This is a genomic window from Thermococcus sp. 9N3, from assembly GCF_012027685.1.
GTDB classification, from domain to species: Archaea; Methanobacteriota_B; Thermococci; order Thermococcales; family Thermococcaceae; genus Thermococcus; species Thermococcus nautili.
Map to the genome: position 1 here is coordinate 72476 of NZ_SNUV01000001.1, position 19471 is coordinate 91946.

General features: G+C 55.0%; 19 protein-coding genes. 8 read left to right on the plus strand and 11 right to left on the minus strand.

Going from position 1 to position 19471, the window contains the following annotated elements; genetic code table 11:
* Positions 1-20 precede the first annotated feature (20 nt).
* From E3E30_RS00420 to E3E30_RS00430, 3 genes are all read right to left on the minus strand, one after another.
* Positions 21-3095 (minus strand): N-6 DNA methylase, encoded by a 3075-nt coding sequence (locus E3E30_RS00420; RefSeq protein WP_167728077.1) that lies wholly within the window; start codon positions 3093-3095, stop codon positions 21-23.
* 62 nt (positions 3096-3157) lie between these two features.
* Positions 3158-3379: a hypothetical protein gene (locus tag E3E30_RS00425; protein WP_167728078.1), complete on the minus strand. Its 222-nt coding sequence runs from the start codon at positions 3377-3379 to the stop codon at positions 3158-3160.
* A gap of 15 nt (positions 3380-3394) precedes the next feature.
* Complete coding sequence (locus tag E3E30_RS00430) at positions 3395-3817, minus strand: M67 family metallopeptidase (RefSeq protein ID WP_167728079.1); 423 nt, start codon at positions 3815-3817, stop codon at positions 3395-3397.
* A 64-nt stretch (positions 3818-3881) separates the two neighbouring features.
* Between E3E30_RS00430 and E3E30_RS00435 the strand changes: the two genes are divergently transcribed.
* Positions 3882-4031, plus strand: a complete 150-nt coding sequence (locus E3E30_RS00435) for a hypothetical protein (protein ID WP_167728080.1) — start codon at positions 3882-3884, stop codon at positions 4029-4031.
* 178 nt (positions 4032-4209) lie between these two features.
* The gene (locus E3E30_RS00440) at positions 4210-4359 is read left to right on the plus strand and encodes a hypothetical protein (protein ID WP_167728081.1); all 150 of its coding nucleotides are present in this window, start codon (positions 4210-4212) and stop codon (positions 4357-4359) included.
* Positions 4360-4473: 114 nt separating this feature from the next.
* Here E3E30_RS00440 and E3E30_RS00445 read toward each other — a convergent pair whose 3' ends face one another.
* The 6 genes from E3E30_RS00445 to E3E30_RS00470 form a co-directional block, all read right to left on the minus strand.
* Positions 4474-4719, minus strand: a complete 246-nt coding sequence (locus tag E3E30_RS00445) for a hypothetical protein (RefSeq protein WP_042690755.1) — start codon at positions 4717-4719, stop codon at positions 4474-4476.
* Entirely contained in the window at positions 4716-5183 is a 468-nt protein-coding gene (locus E3E30_RS00450; protein ID WP_167728082.1) for a transposase, read from the minus strand. Before E3E30_RS00450 ends, E3E30_RS00445 begins: the two co-directional genes overlap by 4 nt.
* A 54-nt stretch (positions 5184-5237) precedes the next feature.
* On the minus strand, positions 5238-7628 hold the full coding sequence (locus tag E3E30_RS00455) for a CDC48 family AAA ATPase (RefSeq protein ID WP_042690752.1): 2391 nt from the start codon (positions 7626-7628) through the stop codon (positions 5238-5240).
* A gap of 96 nt (positions 7629-7724) precedes the next feature.
* Positions 7725-8207, minus strand: coding sequence for an Hsp20/alpha crystallin family protein (locus E3E30_RS00460; protein ID WP_042690750.1), 483 nt, complete (start codon positions 8205-8207; stop codon positions 7725-7727).
* 96 nt (positions 8208-8303) lie between these two features.
* Positions 8304-9161 carry an MBL fold metallo-hydrolase gene (locus tag E3E30_RS00465; RefSeq protein WP_167728083.1) on the minus strand — a complete coding sequence of 286 codons (858 nt, stop codon included), beginning with the start codon at positions 9159-9161 and terminating at the stop codon, positions 8304-8306.
* Between the two features lie 30 nt (positions 9162-9191).
* Positions 9192-9479 carry a hypothetical protein gene (locus E3E30_RS00470; RefSeq protein ID WP_167728084.1) on the minus strand — a complete coding sequence of 96 codons (288 nt, stop codon included), beginning with the start codon at positions 9477-9479 and terminating at the stop codon, positions 9192-9194.
* A 201-nt stretch (positions 9480-9680) separates the two neighbouring features.
* On the opposite strand from E3E30_RS00470, the gene E3E30_RS00475 reads away from it, so the two are divergent.
* From E3E30_RS00475 to E3E30_RS00495, 5 genes are all read left to right on the plus strand, one after another.
* On the plus strand, positions 9681-10619 hold the full coding sequence (locus tag E3E30_RS00475) for an ABC transporter ATP-binding protein (RefSeq protein ID WP_167728085.1): 939 nt from the start codon (positions 9681-9683) through the stop codon (positions 10617-10619).
* On the plus strand, positions 10616-11386 hold the full coding sequence (locus tag E3E30_RS00480) for an ABC transporter permease (RefSeq protein ID WP_167728086.1): 771 nt from the start codon (positions 10616-10618) through the stop codon (positions 11384-11386). Before E3E30_RS00475 ends, E3E30_RS00480 begins: the two co-directional genes overlap by 4 nt.
* Before the next feature lie 86 nt (positions 11387-11472).
* Positions 11473-13161: a methylmalonyl-CoA mutase family protein gene (locus E3E30_RS00485; RefSeq protein ID WP_167728832.1), complete on the plus strand. Its 1689-nt coding sequence runs from the start codon at positions 11473-11475 to the stop codon at positions 13159-13161.
* A 193-nt stretch (positions 13162-13354) separates the two neighbouring features.
* Positions 13355-14803, plus strand: a complete 1449-nt coding sequence (locus tag E3E30_RS00490) for a CGP-CTERM sorting domain-containing protein (RefSeq protein WP_167728087.1) — start codon at positions 13355-13357, stop codon at positions 14801-14803.
* 121 nt (positions 14804-14924) lie between these two features.
* Positions 14925-15536, plus strand: a complete 612-nt coding sequence (locus E3E30_RS00495; protein WP_167728833.1) for a hypothetical protein — start codon at positions 14925-14927, stop codon at positions 15534-15536.
* Here E3E30_RS00495 and E3E30_RS00500 read toward each other — a convergent pair whose 3' ends face one another.
* Complete coding sequence (locus E3E30_RS00500) at positions 15537-17657, minus strand: restriction endonuclease (RefSeq protein WP_167728834.1); 2121 nt, start codon at positions 17655-17657, stop codon at positions 15537-15539. It abuts the gene before it with no gap.
* 124 nt (positions 17658-17781) lie between these two features.
* Here E3E30_RS00500 and E3E30_RS00505 point away from each other — a divergent pair, with 124 nt between their 5' ends.
* On the plus strand, positions 17782-19002 hold the full coding sequence (locus tag E3E30_RS00505; RefSeq protein WP_167728088.1) for a phosphoglycerate kinase: 1221 nt from the start codon (positions 17782-17784) through the stop codon (positions 19000-19002).
* On the opposite strand, the gene E3E30_RS00510 is transcribed toward E3E30_RS00505, so the two are convergent.
* Entirely contained in the window at positions 18984-19460 is a 477-nt protein-coding gene (locus E3E30_RS00510; protein WP_042690736.1) for a PadR family transcriptional regulator, read from the minus strand. The genes E3E30_RS00505 and E3E30_RS00510 overlap by 19 nt on opposite strands.
* Positions 19461-19471: the final 11 nt, after the last annotated feature.

Consider the following 19471-nt stretch of genomic DNA (forward strand, 5'->3'; position numbering starts at 1 on the left):
TCAATGCTTAAAACATTTGATTACTCCATAAGCACTTCATAGAGTCTCTCGATTTCCTTGAGCTCTTCCTTGGTTATGCCGTAGAGCTCTGCAACCTTCCTGTCAATCTCGGCCTCGATTTTTCTGAGCTTTTCTTCGGTTTCCGCTATCTTCTCGTTGAGCTCCTCGATTTTTGCCTTTATAGCTTCTCTTTCTTTGCCCCGCTTACCCTTGAGCGAGGCCTTAAGTACCTTCAGCTCGTCGAGGAGCTTGTATTTTTCTCTGGCAACTTCGTGGGCCTTCTTTGAGAGCTCGGCGAGTTCGATGTGAGTTGGAGTGGAGGGGTCGAAGGTCGGCACTTTCACGTTGTTGAGGACGTGGGTTGAAATTTGTGTTTCAATTGTGTAACTTGCCACTATGAGCTGTGTTATCGTGGAGTTGAGAACGGCCGAAAGGTAGTGGGCTTCGTTTTCATTTTCTAAGGGAACGAGCATTATTTTCTCATTGGGAATCATCATTTTTTGTCCAAGATATTCATCATCCTTGTAGGCCATCACAGCAGTCGAGAACTCAGCCTTTCCGCTGATTTTTCCAGCGACATATTTCCATACGACTTTGTATGGTCTGAATGTGTATTCCCCAATGTCATAAACGGAATAAAACGGATTTCCTTTGCCCCAGAGCTTGTGTATTGAGCGGATTTCCAGCTCTTTCTTAAAGTCTACCAGATACTCGTAAGTGAGGGGATAGTCGACTTGAAGTTTCTCTTCCAGTAGGGGCTTTCCGGTTTCTGGGTCGTGGAGGACGAGAATATAAATCCCCGAATCCTCTACATGCCACCTGTTGTGGTCTCTACCTCTGACGAGGGGGTACAGAAGGTCTTTTTCAACGATTCTCCTGACCTTCTTCACCTTTTTCTTTCCAACATCCCACAGGTTTTCAATCAGAACCTTTCCTCCACCGACATCTTGGAGTATTCTGACCCAGTAGACACCGTTAAGAGCCGTGAGAACTCCCTCATAAGCCCGGTACTCAGAACTTCCCAGCGCCTTCTTAATCCCCTCGTAGGCTTTCTCTGTTGTCATCATCCACGGGCTTTCAGGCTTCCCTTCCTCTATCGGAATGAACACGAGCTGATGAATCTTCGCCTTCTTCCTAACATCCTCCAGCGTCGCCTCAACGTCCGCCCCCTTGCTGTCCGGCCAGTTCCACACAATCAACGGCACCGGGAACTCTGTTTTTTCGGTTTTCTCAATGACCAGCAATCCGGTTCTCGTGGTCGCTCCCTCGAAGGGGTAGAGGGTCACCAAGTCGTGAACCCTGAGGAGCTTGACAGGTATCTTTGGCTCTCTCCTTCTGCCGTACGTTAAAAATTTCCTGAAGCCGGCCCCCGCCTGCGTCTTGAAGAGGGTGAATGGCACGAGGAAGGCTAACCTTCCGCCGGGCTTGAGGTAGCGGTCGAAGGTTCTGGCGACGAATAGCATGGCCATGTCTCTCTTTACACGTCCCATACCTTTTCCTGAACCTTTTTCGAGTCCATAGTATTGCCAGAGCGGTTTCGTCAGTTCGCGGTAGCTTTCCGGCAGACTCTCCCAGTTTATCCATGGTGGGTTCCCCACGACGAGGTCGAACTTCCCGAGGGTGAGAGGGGCGAAGGCGTTTCTTAAAACCCTCGTCCAAATCCTGTCCTTTCCTTCCTGCTCAAGCTGATAGAGCTTTTTGTATAGCTCTTTGAGTGCATCCTCTGTGTCTTGGCTGAACTTTCTTCCCTTCAGTTTGTAAGTGTAAAGGTATGCCACGAACTTTCCAGGACTGTAGTTCCTCCTCAGGCCATCTTCAATGGCCTCAAAGACCTTATCAACGAGGCCATTCTCTATTATTTCCAACGGAACCTCGAATTCCCCTGCCACGGTCTTCAGTGCTATTCTCTTTCCTCCTCTTGCTGAGGTCTTGGTGCTTACAGTAATGGAATCGGCAAGGTAAACGGGTATCGTCACATCGCCGGTTCTGTATCTAATCAGCTTTCCGAGGGCTATCAGGTAGTTTGCCTTTGAAGCGAGGACAGCGAGTGGGTTGAGGTCTATTCCGACTATGTTTTTGGTTATCTTTTCGAGTAGTTCTGTCTGGGCATCGGCTGAGACTCCCCAGTGTTCCAGCGCCCATTCTCTCGCTCTCTTTATGGCTAAAACGAGGAAAGTTCCAGAACCGCAGGCTGGGTCCAAAACCCTCATGTCAGGGTTTCCGTCGTAACCGGCTTCTTCAAGTGTGAGCTCGGCCAGCCAATCAGGGGTAAAATATTCCCCAAGGCTGTGCCTTATTTCCCTTGGGACGAGGTTCTGATAGAGCCTCTTGAACAGGTCTTCAACCCTTTCGGGCGTCTGTTCAACTGTTGAAGGCTCGTAGTCCATAAGTTTCCTGACCATCTCGTGAACGGCCTCTGCTATCTCCTCGTTCCACTCTTCAAGATACCAGGCGAAGTAGTCTGCCTCAAGAAAGTTCCTTATGCCAAGTTGCCTGAACAAACCGCCTTCTTCGAGCTCCTCTTCGAGAACAAACCTTAGGCTTTCTGAGCTATTCAAATAACTCTCGTGGAGTCTTGTGAGGATTGAACTGGCAAGTCCCACGGAGAGAACGCTCACTATCTCACTTACGATGAGCTTCATAAGAAGTGTGTAGTATGTATGTAGTGCGAAGGTTAGCTTCTCTGGGTCTGCGTTCTCAAAGCCGTAGAACTTGGCGAGTTTTTTCAGCTTTTCCGGTGTGTAGGAGCAAACTTGAGAGAATATCCTCCGCCAGTCTTCGAAAAGAAGCTCGATACGCTCTGATTTTGGGTGTTCAAGAGAGTTATAGAACGCCTTCAGTGCCCTATGTGCTATTTCGCTCTTTGGTCCGAAGTCCTTCAGCAGGGTTTCAGCTTCAAGAGGCTTTCTCGTTAGGCCTCTAATTGCGTCGAGCAGGTACTCAAGTGACTCCTCGTTGAACGAAAGAGGTCCAATAGTCCTAAAGGAACCCTTCCAGTATCTCACGAAGGCTATGGTGTGTCCATCAAAAACCACGCCCAGATAGTAGGGATAGAACTCAACGCTACCAGCTTCTCCAGTTATGTACTTCTTCACATGTTCTACGGCATCTTCAAGCGTCTTTTTGTCCTTAAGCTTTCCTGGAGCCTTGTACTCAATTATAACACACCATAAAGGGCATCGATTCTCCCTTTTCTCTTTCTACCAGAATCCAGAAAGGCAGTTGCCTTCTCGAACCTCCCTTTAACTCCCAGTTCGACAACAACGCTCTCCAGAACCTTTGACACTCCATATCTGAGCTCCTCCTCGTTTGTCGCTTCCCTCGCAACCTGCCTTATCTGGGATGTTAGGAAATGAACATTAACGTCCATCAAAACCACCCGCCAGAGTAAGGCTTAGTGATTATTAACGTTTTCGCATGGGCCGGTTTCGATTTCAACTTCCTCCACTTCTCCCTCTCTCAGAACCCACGCCCTGACTTCCCCTTCCGGTGTGACGATGAGCCACATAATCGGCCAGTTCCTCATTCCCTCCAAGTCGCGCTCGCTCGGCACTGGTGGGCATTTGAGGTGGGAGTGAAAGATTCCAACGACTTCAAGGCCCTCCGCTTCGGCCTCATTGAGAACCCTGACCATCTCCTCCGGTTCCATCTCGAAGGCGCTCGGGGAGTTGAGCCTGTTCCTGACTTTCCTCACTTCCGAAACCAGAACCCCCTCTCCATCTCTCCGGCCCAGGAGGAAGCCGCAGACCTCAACGTTGGCGTTTTTGGCCATCTCGATGAGCATTTCGATAATCTCTCGCCCTATAATGAGCCTCATGTGACAAATCTGGCCCCAATAAACTTATAAAGTTTGGCAATATGACAAACCCCGCGGTGATACTATGAGGTGGGCCCTCACCCTCCACGGTGGAGAGGAGAGCGGGAAGACGATAGTGTTTGAAGCCGAAACGGCCGACGAGGCGAGGAGAATCGCGGTTCAGGAGCTCAGGCGGAAGGACGCTGTGGTTTACGAGCTTGAGAAGCTTGAGTGACCTCCCCTTTCTTAACTTCCTTGCATGCTTCAGCACATTGGTTCTCGTGTCTATAATTGTTCTGCAATGTACTATTTTGTTCGCACTATTCTGTTCGTTGATGTATTGCTATGGTCAATAATGTTTTTAAAACCTCCGACAAACCCCTCACCACCAGTGATACATTGGGGGTGGTGTTATGCTCGTGAGGATTGTCTACTATATGAACAACACCCTGCCCAAGGAGAAGATAGTCGTCACCAACGACATAAAGAAGGCCGAGAGAATAGCGAGGGAAGAAATGGTGAAGCTCCGCGCGAGGGGCTACGAGCTCGAGTGGGTTGCTTAATCAAGCCTGTTGAACCTGCCGTCCTTCATGCCCCGCGGCCTGGCCGGAACTTTTCCCGTTCTCTTTCCCGGTTGCCTAAAAAGAAAACGAGCGCAATAAAAAGTAGGGGGCAAATCAGCTCTCGCCCTCAATCTCAATGACCTTGACGTTTATCGGCAGTTCCTTGAGCTCGTTTACAACCCTCTCTGCGGCCCTGTTGGAGCGGGCGAGCATCACGAAGGCGACGTCGCCCTTGTAGCGGGCCTCGGTGAAGCTTATTATGTCGCCCCTTGCTATGCCGTAGCCGATGGTCTTCCTGACTTCGTCCTCGTACTTGGTCACGAACTTCTCGGGTATGCTCAAGAGCACTCCGTAAATCATCCTATCACCTCCTTTCCCTTTTCAAGACCGAGCAGGAAGAGGAGCAACCCGGTCCACGTGAGGATGAAGTAGAGCTTGAGACTGGGCAGGTGTAGCGGAACGGCAATCAGCATTACGAGGCCACCGGTTCTCGCGTAGTCGCCGAGTTTCCTTCCGGCGCGGTAGACGTAGTAAACCGCCAACGTCTGAAGGGCCGTGAAGGTCAGGTAAACCACCCACCAGACCGCCGGCGAAACGTGAATTGGCGTTATCCCAAGGGTCTTGGCCCAGCCGGAGATGCCGAGGGCAATCTTCGCCCCGTAGAGCGGTATCGAGAGCCCTATAAAAAGGGCAGACTTTCTCCACTCCTCCCGGAATTCCTCCCACTCCCTCGCGAGGAGCAGGAGCGGGACTATCGAAAGGGGGTAGAGGTACATCATCAGAACTACCGCCAGAAAAACCAAAACCCCAAGCTTCCTCCTCATCGAACCACCTCAGAGGTTAGGCGGAAGAAGTTAAAAATTTGAGGGAGCACGCGGTCAACCGCGCGACTGCTTGAACTGCTCCTGTATCTTCCTGTAGTACTCCATAGTCTCCTTGCTGACGCTCGGCCCAATCTTCTTCAGTGCCTCCTCGAAGTCCTTCATGGTGACCTTGACCTTCCTCCTGATTTCGTCGGCCTTCATGCCGGGCTTGATGATGCCTTCCTGGAGCGCCCTCCTCATGGCGAGCATCGCGGCCTCTCTGACGACGGCCTCTATGTCGGCACCGGTGTAACCCTCGGTTCTCTTGGCGAGCTCCTCGAGGTTCACGTCCTCCGCGAGCGGGACCTTCCTAGTGTGCACCTTGAATATCTCCAGCCTGGCCTTCTCGTCCGGCGCTGGCACGAGTATCAGCCTGTCGAACCTTCCTGGCCTGAGCAGGGCCGGGTCAATGATGTCGGGCCTGTTGGTGGCACCGATGACGACGACACCGCTGTTCTCCTGGATTCCGTCCATCTCGGTGAGGAGCTGGTTGATAAGCCTGTCGGTTACGCGGTTGACGTCCGTACCGCGGCGGGGTGCTATTGCGTCAATCTCGTCGATGAATATCACCGTCGGAGCCGCCTGGCGAGCCTTCCTGAATATCTCCCTGATGTTCTTCTCGCTCTCGCCGACCCACTTGCTGAGCACCTCTGGACCCTTGATGGCGATGAAGTTGGCCTCGCTCTCGTTCGCTACAGCCTTGGCGAGGAGAGTCTTACCGGTTCCCGGCGGACCGTAGAGCAGGATTCCCTTCGGCGGGGTGATTCCAAGTCCCTGGAAGGCCTCCGGGTACTTGAGGGGCCATTCTACCGCCTCTCTGAGCTCCTGCTTGACGTCCTCGAGACCTCCAATGTCGTCCCAGCGGACGTTCGGAACCTCGAGGAGGACCTCCCTGAGTGCTGAAGGCTCGACCATCTTGAGCGCCTCGTAGAAGTCCTTCCTGGTGACCTTGAGCTCTTCGAGGACTTCTCTGGGTATGTGCTCGGCCTCGAAGTCAATCTTGCCCTCCTTGATGAGCCTCCTGAGCGCGGCCATCGCCGCCTCTCTCGCCAGAGCCGCGAGGTCCGCTCCAACGAAGCCGTGGGTGACCTCGGCCAGCTCCTCGAGGAGCGCGTCGATGAGCCTCGCCTTGACCTCGTCGTAGAGCCTCTCGTCGAGCTCCCTGAGGGCTCTCTTTATCTCCTCCTCGTCCTTCGCCTTCTCGACCTTCTCTATGGCTCTGTCTATAACGTCCCTGAACCTCTCGTCACCGCGGAGCTTCTCAAGTATCTCTATCACCCTGTCCCTCCTGAAGTCGGGCTCGATGGGCATTCCCCTGGTGTGTATCTGGAGTATCTCCTTCCTGCCCTGCTTGTCCGGAACGCCGACCTCAATCTCCCTGTCAAACCTTCCTGGCCTCCTGAGGGCCGGGTCTATTGCATCCGGTCTGTTGGTGGCACCTATGACTATGACCTTGCCCCTGCTCTTCAGACCGTCCATCAGCGTCAGGAGCTGTGAAACAACCCTCTTCTCGACCTCGCCGTGGGTCTCTTCCCTCTTCGGGGCAATGCTGTCAATTTCGTCGATGAAGATTATCGCCGGTGCGTTCTCCTCGGCCTCCTTGAAGACCTCCCTGAGGCGCTCCTCGCTCTCACCGTAGTACTTGCTCATTATTTCGGGGCCGTTGATGGCTATGAAGTGGGCGTTTGCCTCGTTGGCGACGGCCTTCGCGAGGAGGGTCTTACCCGTTCCCGGCGGACCGTAGAGCAGGACACCCTTCGGCGGCTCGATGCCGAGCTTCTCAAATATCTCCGGGTGCTTGAGCGGGAGCTCAATCATCTCCCTGACCTTCTGGATGACGTCCTTCAGGCCACCGATGTCCTCGTAGGTAACGCCGAGCGTTGCGGTCTTGGCGACCTCCTTGACGGGCTTCTCGCTGACCTGGAAGTCGGTGAACTCGGTTATCTGGACTATTCCGGCCGGAGTCGTCGCGGTGACGACGAAGGTGAGCTCCTGGCCGAGGATTCCTATCTTTATGTAGTCGCCCCTGACGACGGGCCTGCCGACGAGTCTGCTGTGGAGCCACTCGACGAAGTCTCTTCCAAACCTAATCGGCTCGGTTGGAGCAACGATGACCTTCTTTGCCTCCTTAACGTCGGCCTTTCTGACCGTAACCTCGTCGCCGAGTCCGACGCCGGCGTTCTTCCTGATTGTTCCGTCCATTCTGATGATGTTGAGTCCCTCGTCCTCCGGGTAAGCGGGCCAGACGACCGCTGCGGTGTTCTTGGTTCCGATAATCTCGACTATGTCGCCGGGCTGGACGTTGAGCTCGCGCATGGCCTTCCTGTCAATCCTAACGATTCCCCTACCAACGTCCCTCTGATAAGCGGACGCGACCTTAAGCTTGATTTCCTTCCTCTCACTCATATACACCACCTCCGTTTTGTGAGCGATGATTGTGACGGGCTTTATTTTACCTGGGGGCGGAGCCCCTTCAAATGAAAAACAACGAAAGAGCCAATTTCACTCAATCTTAATCTCGACACCCTCGCCCTCGGGCTTCTTCGGGGCCTTCTTGGGGAGCTCGATTTCGAGGACGCCGTTGTTGTAGCGGGCCTTCGCCTTCTCGGGAATGACCTCCTCCGGAAGCCTGATGACCCTCCTGTAGCCGGTGTAGTAGCGCTCGATTCTTATCGCGCCCTCCTCCTCGAGCTCCTTCTCGCGCCTTATCTGGGCCTCGATGTAGACGGTGTCCTCGGTAACCCTGAGCTTGATGTCCTCCTTCCTGACTCCCGGAAGCTCGACGGTGATAACGAACCTGTCTCCCCTGTCAAAGATGTCCACGAAGGGCTCTCTCCAGGTCTCGCTGATTTCAATGCGCTCCGGCTCGCGGTAGCTCCAGAGCCTTGGGCCCCTCATGAAGTCGCGGAATATGGCGTCAATCTCCTCCTGGATTTCCCTCATTATGTCAAACGGGTCCCAGTAGCGGTCCCTCCTCCAGACCATCGGGCATCACCTCCCGACGGTCTTTATTTTGGTTACCGATAGTTACTAAAAAGTCAACCCTTTATAAACTTTTCGATTTTAGTTCCATGAGGTTAGTTAAACTGTGAGCTCTGATGTTCTTTCCACGGGTTCGGCATCGTAGCCGAGCCCCCGGAGGATTCCCGCGAACTCCCTGGCAAAGCCGTAGACGGTGAAGATTCTCTCAGGCTTCACCCTTTCCACTATCCTCACCAACTCCCAGAAGTCGGCGTGGTTGCTGAGCCTCAGCCTCCCGAAGCCGGAAACGGTAAGCTCCCAGGGACTCAAAGAGTTCTCGACCCTCGGCGAGCGGTAGGAGCGGAGGATTACCTCTCCATTCCTCTCGATGTTGCCAAAGCGAACCCCGAACTTGGAGTAAACCCAGGCAACCTTCAGCATCTCGCGCGAGGGCTTTACAGTTATCCCGTGGACGTCGAGTATCTTCATAACTTCCTGCGCCTTCCCGGTCTGGTTCACGTAGAGAACGGGCCTCTTTCCCCTGTCAATGGCTTCCTCGACGAAGGCGATTAGCTTCTTTTCAGCTTCCCTCGGCGAGGGGAACGTGAAGGCCGGAACGCCGAAGGTGGCCTCGATTATCAGAAAGTCCGCCCTCGGGAAGCGACTCTTCTCTGCCGTTCTCAGCTTGAACCACTTGGTGTCGCCGGTGTAGAAGAGCGTTCCGGTATCGAGCCAGAGCTTTATTCCGGCCGAACCGAGCATGTGGCCGGCTGGATAGAGCTTCGCCTTAACGTCGCCGATGTAGAACCTCTTCCCGAAGCTGACCTCGCGGTAGAACCCGCCCTTGCGGAGGTGGCTGAGGAACTTCGTCGCCCTGGTCGCGAAGATAACCTCCCCGCTGACGAAGTGGTCGCTGTGGGCGTGGCTCTGGAAGGCCAGCTTTGCCGAGCTGTCGAGGCCGATACCTTTGACGAGCATCAGAAAAACTTGGGGAGGGAGCTTAAAGCTTTAGACCCTGTTGAGCATGCCCATCAGGGGGTAGTAGACGTCGTCAAGGCTCTCCCCCTTCTCCACGGGGAACTTGAAGGTCACGATTCTACCCGAGACCTCGAAGGACGGCCCCTCGGGCTTTCCTGGGACGAGCTTTACCTCAACGACCTCCAGCATGTCGAGCCCCCTGAGCTCGGCCTTGCCAAAGAGGGTCCCCTCGAAGGCCCCGCGCGAAAAGGCTTCCTCCAGCCGGGGCCTCAGCCCCGTGACCCACTTGGAGCTGGCCCTCCTTGCCACGGTCTGCACGCCACCACCTCCGCAAAGTTTTCGAGAATTCGAATAAAGTTCGAAAAATATTAGTCTTTTGGCGCAATCTTTGTAAAATGTTCAAACGACTGTGGGGCGTTGGGAAAGTTTCCGTCAGAGCGCCAACCATTCTCTCCGTTTTTGTACATGTGCCGGCACAAAGCTTATTAGCATCGCTTCGATTTCAATTTAGGTGTTAAGATGGCCGACTACGCCATTGAGACCCACAAGCTCACAAAGTTCTTCGGAAAGCGCAACGTCGTCTACAACCTCGACCTCAGGGTTCCGAAGGGGGTCGTTTACGGCTTTCTCGGGCCGAACGGGGCAGGAAAGACGACGACAATCAAGATGCTCACCGGCGCGCTGAAGCCGACCTACGGTGAGATTAAGATTTTAGACCTTGAGATGCCCCGCGAGAGGGTTGAAATCATGAGGAAGGTCGGCTACATGCCCGAGAAGCCCTTGGCATACGAGGACATGACTGTTTTCGAGTTTCTGGTTTATATGGGCAGGCTCTCCGGCCTCGGACGGGAGGAAGCGAGGGCGCGGGCGAGGGAGCTGATGGCCTACACCGGCGTCGGAAGGCTCGCCTTCAACAGGGTGAGGGAGCTCTCGAGCGGGCAGAGGCAGAGGGTTTCCTTCGCGTCCGCCCTAATCGGCGACCCCGAACTGCTCATCCTCGACGAGCCGACCAGCAACCTCGACCCCATCGGTCGAATAGAGTTCGTCGGAAAGGTCCTCGAGCTGGCGAAGGCTGGAAAGACGGTCTTCCTGTCGAGCCACATAGTCAGCGAAATCGAGAGGACGTGCAACTACGTGGGCATAATCAAGGACGGCCAGATGATAGAGCAGGGGCGCGTCAAAGACCTGACGAGGTTCGAGAGCAACGACTACGACGTGGTCGTCTCGGACAACGCCCGGCTGATGGAGTTCCTGCGCGACAAGGTTTACGTGCGCGAGGTCTGGGAGGAAGAGGGAATCCTGCGGGTTCGCCTCGACGAGCGCTTCGCGGAGAGGTTCTTCACGGAGGTTCCGCGGTTTATAGGTGAGAACGGCCTCGCGCTGAAGCTCTTCAAGCCCCACACGAGTCCGCTGGAGAGAATCCTCATGAAGCGCTTCAACGCGGGGTGGGAGGAATGACGCCGGTTTTCGAGACCGAGTTTCTAAGGCTAATCCGCTCGCGGAAGTTCAAGCTACTCTTCCTCGTCACAATCTTCCCGGCGGTAATCTACCTGCTCAGCCCCAACGCGAGCGGGATGGGAGTTGAACCGCTTAGGAGGGGCTTTGAGGCCCTCTTCGCCGACCTGCTTCCAAACTACTGGCTTGGGATAATCGGCCAGCTCATAGCGGTCATAATAATGAGCGACCTCCTCGCCGGAGAGATTGACAGGGGCACGATAAGGCTAATCCTCGCGAGGCCCATCGGAATCGGCGAGTTCCTTGCCGGAAAGTTCCTCGCGGGTTTATCTGCACTCCTCGTGCTCTTTGGAGTTCCTTACGCAGTAATCTGGCTCTACGCTCCCCTTCCCTACCGCGCGGGTTTGGCCGGGGTTAAGGCCCTCGCCGTTGACTTTGGGGCGGTTCTCGCTTCGACCGCCGTAATTCTGGCCTTTCTTGGGGCGCTCTCGATGTTTTTGGCGGTCCTCGTCAGGAGGCCCCTCTACGCAACCCTCGCCACGTTCGGGATACTCTTCCTCGGCCAGTTCCTCCTTCCGCAGGTTCCCTACTTCGAGCACCCCGAGAGGCTGACCCTCGGCTACCAGGCCCTCGTGATGTTGAAGGCAGGCTTTGAAAGCTTGAGCGTGGCCGGAACGCCCTGGAAGACTGCGGTGGCCTTTGCAGTCGCCTCCGCCGGCCTGCTCTCCGCCACGTGGCTCCTCCTCGTCAAAGGGGAGTTTCCGGACTGATGGACTTTTTATCCAATGCCAAATGCTTCCTTTCGCTATGTAAAAGGTTTTTATAGTTCCCCACCCTACCCTAAGCGGTGGTTGATATGACCTTCGATAAGGAGAAGCTCGCCAAGATTCGCGAGGAGGAGAAGCGCTGGGAGGAGACCACTGTTGAAAAGTTCCTCCAGAAGGCGCCGGAGAGAAAGGAGAAGTTCATGACCGATGACGGTTTCGAGATTAAGAGGCTCTACACTCCCGCTGACCTCGGCGAGGACTGGGACTACCTTGAGAAGCTCGGATTCCCCGGCGAGTATCCCTTCACGCGCGGTGTCTACGCAACGATGTACCGTGGCAGATTCTGGACGATGAGGCAGTACGCGGGCTACGCCACCGCCGAGGAGAGCAACAAGCGCTACAAGTACCTCCTCGAGCAGGGGCAGACCGGTTTGAGCGTCGCCTTCGACCTGCCGACCCAGCTCGGCTACGATTCCGACCACCCGATGGCGGAAGGCGAGGTCGGAAAGGTCGGCGTTGCCATTGATTCGCTCTGGGACATGAGGATTCTCTTCGACGGCATTCCGCTCGACAAGGTTTCAACGAGCATGACGATTAACTCGACCGCCGCTAATTTACTCGCGATGTACATTCTGGTTGCCGAGGAGCAGGACGTTCCCCAGGAGAAGCTCCGCGGAACGGTTCAGAACGACATCCTGAAGGAGTACATAGCGAGGGGAACCTACATCTTCCCGCCCCAGCCGAGCATGCGCCTTACAACGGACATCATAATGTACTGCGCCGAGAACATACCGAAGTGGAACTCGATAAGCATAAGTGGTTACCACATAAGAGAGGCCGGAGCCAACGCGGTCCAGGAGGTTGCCTTCACCCTGGCCGACGGTATAGAGTACGTCAAGGCCGTCATCGAGCGCGGTATGGACGTTGACAAGTTCGCCGGAAGGCTGAGCTTCTTCTTCAACGCTCACAACAACTTCCTCGAGGAGATTGCCAAGTTCAGGGCCGCGAGGAGGCTCTGGGCATACATCATGAAGGAGTGGTTCAACGCCAAGAACCCGCGCTCCATGATGCTCCGCTTCCACACCCAGACCGCAGGTTCAACCCTTACGGCTCAACAGCCCGAGAACAACATCGTCCGCGTTGCCATTCAGGCCCTCGCGGCGGTTCTCGGCGGAACCCAGAGCTTGCACACCAACTCCTACGACGAGGCCCTCTCGCTCCCGACCGAGAAGAGCGTAAGGATTGCCCTGAGGACCCAGCAGATTATCGCCTACGAGAGCGGTGTCGTTGACACCGTTGACCCGCTCGGAGGTGCCTACTACATCGAGTGGCTCACCGACCACATCTACGAGGAGGCCCTGAAGTACATCGAGAAGATTCAGAAGATGGGCGGAATGATGAGGGCCATAGAGCGCGGTTACATCCAGAAGGAGATTGCCGATGCCGCCTACAAGTACCAGAAGGAAATCGAAGAAGGGAAGAGGATAATCGTCGGCGTCAACAAGTTCCAGACGGATGAACCCCTCGAGGTCGAGATACTCAAGGTTGACCCGAGCATCCGCGAGAAGCAGATTGAGCGCCTAAAGAAGCTCCGCTCCGAGAGGGACAACAAGAAGGTTGAAGAAGCTCTCGACAAGCTCAGGAACGCGGCCGAAACCGACGACGAGAACCTCATGCCCTACATCATCGAGGCCCACAGGCACCTCGCGACCCTCGGCGAGGTCACCGACGTCCTTCGCGAGGTCTGGGGCGAGTACCGGGCGCCGTTGATATTCTGATTTCCTTTCCTTTTGGTCTCTTTCTATTCTGCGCTGAACCGCCTATACAATGTTCCAACCATTAGTGTTAAACGCGCTTATCCCCCAGCAACGTTTTTAAGTCCTGCCACTAACTGCAACTCGATGGTTGATTACCACTCCTCTGGACCACTCTGTGTTAATCTATCCTTCCAATACGAGGGGAGATGGGAGAATGCGGAAGGCGATTCCACTCATTGCGCTCCTGCTGCTCGCGGTTCCCGTCTCGGCGTATCAAGTTAGGTCACCCGGCCCCGTCTACGAGGTGAAGTACTCAGTTCTCTCGAACGGAACCGACGCCCTAATCCATCTGGACGTCCTCCAGTGGGGAATCACCTGCGGCATGGTCGATTGCTGGCCCGAGGTCTACTCCGACCACGATTACCTGCTCTACTTCAACGGTTCTCAGCTCTACCTCCTCAACTTCACGCCCGCCCTGGGCCTTCCAACGTGGAGGGTATCCTACAGGGGGGTTACTTTCTTCAACGGGAGCTGGTACGTCTGGACCGAGTACTATCCACCGGCCTGCTTGACGCTGGTTGATAGGATTTATCGCCTCGACTTCCAGGACTTCTGCATCAAACCCGCCGACGTGGAGTGGTTTGGGCTCCCGAGGGGAAACGTCAGCGATTCGATAGACGGCTGGCGGATTGAACTTCAGTCCATCGGCCCCGGCGAGTGGGGTTACGCGAACGTGAGCGACCTCTGGATTGCCCTGAGTGAAAACGCGAGCAAAGGGTTTTCTGTGCCGATTACGGTTCCAAACTCCAGCACATTCCCGGCTTACTTCACCCTCAAACGGGACGGTACAACGAGGAGGATAACGCTCCTCTATCTGAACACCACGAGAAACCCCGAAATGCTCGTTCAGGGCTTCTGGTTCCCGAGTGATGTTAAAACAGTCAACGTGACGGTCTGCAGAAGCGCCAGCGTTAAGTTCCCCATCACGGCGATTCAGGTGGAGGACGTTTACAGGGGAGGAGAAGGCGTTATCCTCGTGGTCGATTACGAGGTTCTCAGTCCGGGAATGTGTCCGGGAAATCCGCTCAACTGCACCCTCGTTCCCGACATGGTTTCCAGCTATCTCTTCTACGTCTCCTCCAGCGGGCCGTACTTCCTCGGCGCCTATCCAGAAGAGCCGGTGGTGAAGTTTGAAGATGGCCTCTGGAGGTTTAAGCTCCACCTCTGGAACGGTAGCGTTGAGAACGCGACTTTTAATCCCGCCTGTCTCAACGACTCCAACGTGAGTCCCGTTGAAGTGCCGAAAGTTCCCATTGAGTGGACTTCCGTGAAGGTGGGGAACCTCACGGTGAGCTATCCAGCGGGATTCCTGGGTTTTTCGAACAACCACACGGTTATAATCCTGAACGGGAAAATTTCAAAGGTCCTTCCCCACGTTCCCTTCGCAGTATGGGTGAACGGAAGGTTCTACCCCCTGTTCCGTTCCGTCAACGGCACACTCCTTCCGGTTCCGCCGAAGGTTGGCCCCGGCCTTAACTGCACTCCCTCAGCCCTTTCGGAAACGTCCACGGCGGGGGGAGAAAACCGGGAAATCTGCGGTCCCGGAGCCGTTCTGCTTCTGTCTGTGTTGGCCCTTGTTTTTTGGAAATCTGGCCTGAGATGACCTTTCCAAATCCCGCCGTTTTTCCGATTTTTCTCGAAAAACCTTCGGAAGAGATAGCTTTCACCCGACCGGCATGGAAGGGTTTTTAAACCGTAGCTTTGAGCGTCCCTTGGTGATGGGGGTGAAGTTCAAAGGCAAGGCCTTCGGAAACGTCGTGAGGATTGAGTTCGACATACTCACCCTCGGCGAGCTTAAGATTGATGATTTGAGAGACTTTGACGTTGATTCCCTCAAGATTGAGCTCAAGCCGACCTCATCTGGTATAAAGGTTATCGGCATATGGGAGGGGCCCGTTGAAAAAGCGGGAGAGGGCATAAAGAAGGCCCTTGAGGAGAGCTACAAGCTCCGCGAGAGGATACTCAACAGGATTAGGAGCAAGACCGAGGCGATACGCTCGACGATGCTCCAGCTCGGCTTCAAAGAGGCAGTCGAGGGCTACGGAAGCGTCCTCCGCTTCGTCAAGAAGGTCGGCCCCTACGAGATTGTCGTGGTGGCTTCAACCACCGACGACGTTGTTCGCGTGGAAGTCTACGGCAACGAGGGCAAAATCCTCAGCCCAGAGCTTGAGAGCATCTTTGAGGACGTTGAGGTTGAGGAGCTTGAGATTTACGACTTCGACGACGGCAAGGAGGAGAGGCTGGTAATAAACCTCGAGATACCGCGCAACGAGGACAAGCCCGAGAAGAAGATAGTGGAAGCAATAAAGATGATAGAGAACATGCTGATGACCTAATCACTTGTACTTGCTCTCCAGCTGGAGCTGTTTAAGCTTCGCGGTCAGGCCCCTCGCCGGGGCCCTGTCTTCGCTTATTATCTTCCCGGTTCTCGTGTCAATCCTCGCGTAGTAGAGGTGGTCTTTGCCCGCGACCTTTATGTGGATGTAGTTCTGCTCCTTGTAGTGGGTCAGCCTCTCTGTTCTCAGCTCGGTTTCGCCGTAAATCTTCCGTATGTGCTCGTGGAAGCTGTTCTCGAGGGCAACCTCTGTGAAGCGGACGTCTTCCTCCTTGACCTCGCCGGTCTTCCTGTCGAGGATTAGCTTTCCGACCTTCGTTCCGCCCTGGAACTCTGCAACCCAGTCGTTTTCAAGCTTTAACGACTTGAGCTCCGCCGTCTCGTCGATTTGCTTAACCTTCTCAACCGCTATTTCCCTCGCAACGTCCTCGAGCAGAACGCGGTCGGTTTCCTCTATCAGCTTGCCGTCCTTGCTGACCTTAACCTTTATCGCGTGTCTTTCGTTCTCTGCGGTGACGAGGTAGGAAGCCTCCTTCTCCTCAACGTCCCTTACCTTGAAGTCCGGGTACCTTTCCTTAACGAGCTCCTTCGCCTTCTCGGGGGTTATCTCGACGATGTAGTCAAGAACGTCCCTCGTCGCGCCGTCAACCTTTACGAGGGCCTTTCCACCTTCGCCCTCAAGTTCGAGTTCAAGGAACTTGTGCTCTATGACCCTGCTTCCCTTCATCTCAAGGTTTCTCAGCGGGAAGTTCTCCTCGATGACCCTCCTTGCGTTGTCGAGGGCCTCCTCAGGTGAGGGGAGCTTTCTGACTTCCTTCAGGCTTCCGTTCTCGAGGTTGACCTCAACGACCGCTATCCCGTCCCTGAGCTTGACGTCGGCGACGGCCACCTTCTTGCCCTTCTCAAGGCTCAGGATTTCGCCTTCAGGATACGTCCTTGTGAGAAGTTCTTTCAGCGCTTCGTCTGTTAAAACAGTCTCTGCTATCAATATTTTTCCGGTGTAGGCGTTGAACTTGAACTCGAAGGTAAAGCGCTTTGTTTTTCCGGTTACCTTTACCTTCCAGCCCTCCCTGGTGAGCTCCATCGTTTCAGGACTCTCGCCAATGCGATTTTCCACTATTTTTCTTACCTTCTCCTCAAAGAACTCCTCCGGCAGGGGCTTCATCTCGAACTCCACTTCACCGGTGACGGGGTTGACCCTCGCCTTCCCCTCGTTCTCCCCGACCTGGAGCTCGACTTCAACGCTCTCCGGGATGTACACCTTCTTTCGGTCCTGTATCCTGACCTGTCCCTCTGTAACGCCGAGCTCCTTCGCGAGCCTCTCTTTGAGGATTATCACGGACTCGCTGGGGCTTATCTGGTTTATTATTTCCCTCTCGGTGGCCTTTATCGTGGAGCTGTCGTTGAGGAGGGCCTTCTTAACCGGGGTGGCGAGTTCGCTTGAGAGGGCCTTCGGAACCACGTTCTCCTTCGAGAACACGACGGCTTTATCGCGTTCGTTTTTCTCGTCAACGCTCCAGGAGAGTATGTAAGCGCTCGTGAGAACGACCTTCATTGATTTTATCCTCAGCTCGGCGGGCTTGACGGGGTACTCGGTGCTCGCCTTCTTTGCTATGAGCCTTGTTATCTCCTCGGGCGAGAACTCGTAGAGAAGGGGCGCGTCGAGCTCGAACTCTTCGAGGGGGCTTTTCTCCTCTTCTTCCTCCTTTTCCTCCTCAATCTTCGGAGCCTCTAGGCCGTAGTTTGAGAATGTGACGGCGAGCTTGTCGGCATCCCACATAACGATTCTCCCGCGGTACTCCTTGGCGACGGTGCTCCTCGCGTCCTTCGTAAAGCCTATCGGGGCCACCAGGATTCCCCTGTCGGCTTTGTACTTGTCAAGAAGGTCGCCGAAGACGTTGATGTCCTTGGCAGAGGCAAGGGAGTCCGTGTGAACTTTTATGATTAGCTTTTCCATCCCCGCTATGGGGTCGTCTCTGATTGCCACGATGTCTATTCCCCATTTGCTTCGGTCGCTGACGCGCTCGTAGTTCTTGAACCCCATCCTCCCGAGGACCTCGATGATGTAGCTGATGAGCGTCTCACGGGGGAGTTTTCTCACGAGTTCAGCCGTCCAGGTCATACCGTTCACCTTCCGAAAGGAGATACTACTTTCCCCTTAAGAACTTACTTGAGCCCCATTATTCACTGGGAGTGTCCAAATAAGCTTTATTAATGGCCATATTTAACATTTTCCCGGTGATGCAATGTTCAGGCTCACCGACTTCAACTTTCACGGCAAAACGGTGTTTCTGAGGGTGGACTTGAACTCCCCGGTCGAGAACGGACGGATTACAAGCGATGCGCGCTTTAGAGCGGTTCTACCGACGGTGAAGCACCTCGTTGAAGACGGGGCGAAGGTCGTAATAGGAACCCACCAGAGCAGGCCCTACAAGGGCGACTACATAACGACGGAGCAGCACGCCCAAATCCTCGGCGAGCTTCTCGGGGTGAACGTTGAGTACGTCGAGGACATCTTTGGGAAGCTCGCGAGGGATAGAATAAGGGCCATGAAACCCGGAGAAGTTCTCATGCTTGAAAACCTCCGCTTCTCGGCAGAGGAGGTCTTCTACAGGCCCCTTGAGGAGTGCGAGAAAACCTTCTTCGTGAGAAAGCTCGCCCCGCTCATAGACTACGTCGTCAACGACGCCTTCGCCGCGGCACACAGGAGTCAGCCATCCTTAGTTGGCTTCGCCCGGCTGAAGCCTATGGTGATGGGTCACCTGATGGAAAAGGAGATAGACGCCCTCAGCAGGGCCTACGAGAGCGACGAGAGGCCGAGGGTTTACGTGCTCGGCGGTGCGAAGGTTGACGACTCGCTCAGGGTGGCGGAAAACGTCCTGAGAAAGGGTAAGGCCGACTTAATACTCACCGGCGGTCTCGTCGGCCACGTCTTTACCCTCGCGAAGGGCTTCAACCTCGGCGACGCCAACCTTGAGTTCATGGAAAAGAAGGGCCTCCTCGAGCTTGTTGACTGGGCCGAGAGAATACTCGACGAGTTCTACCCCTACGTGAGAACCCCGGTTGACTTCGCCGTTGACCGCGACGGAGAGCGCGTTGAGGTTGACCTGCTGAGCGACGAGAAGTGGCTCTTCGACAGCTACCCAATCCTTGACATAGGCTCCCGGACGGTGGAGAAGTACCGTGAGATTCTCCAGAAGGCGAAAATCATAGTTGCCAACGGCCCGATGGGCGTCTTCGAAAGAGAGGAGTTTGCAGTCGGAACCGTCGGCGTCTTCAGGGCGATAGCCGAGAGTCCTGCTTTCAGCGTCGTAGGCGGTGGCCACTCGATAGCGAGCATCTACCGCTACGGCATAACGGGCATAAGCCACGTCTCGACCGGCGGTGGGGCGATGCTCAGCTTCTTCGCAGGGGAAAAGCTTCCCGTTCTTGAGGCCTTCAGGATAAGCTACGAGCTCTTTTCCTGACCTTTTGTTTCCCCGAGGAGAATCAGCCTGACCCTCTTGGTGAAGTCCATGAACTCCTCGGCAAGGGTCTTCTTCTGCTCCTCGCTCAGTTCGTTAATCGAGTTGAAGACGTCTTTTAGGGCGCGGGCAAGCTCGACCCCGCCTATTTTCCTGAACTCGATGAACCTCTCGGTTAGCTCAAGAACGCTTCTGAGCTCCTCCTCGTGCTCCCGCAGGTATTCCCTTCCCCTTTCAGTGGTTCGGTAGAGCTTCTTCTCCCTCTTACCCGAGCCGACGGTCTCGATTAGCCCGGCTCTCTTAAGCGATGCGAGAATTGGATAAACGGTTCCGGGGCTGGGGTGGGGGACGCCGTATCGGCTCTCCAGTTCGGCCATTATCCCGTAGCCGTGCATCGGCTTCTCGTCGAGCATCTTAAGGATTAGGAGCTTGAGCTGACCCCTGAAGTTCGGCCGCTCCATATAATTCACCG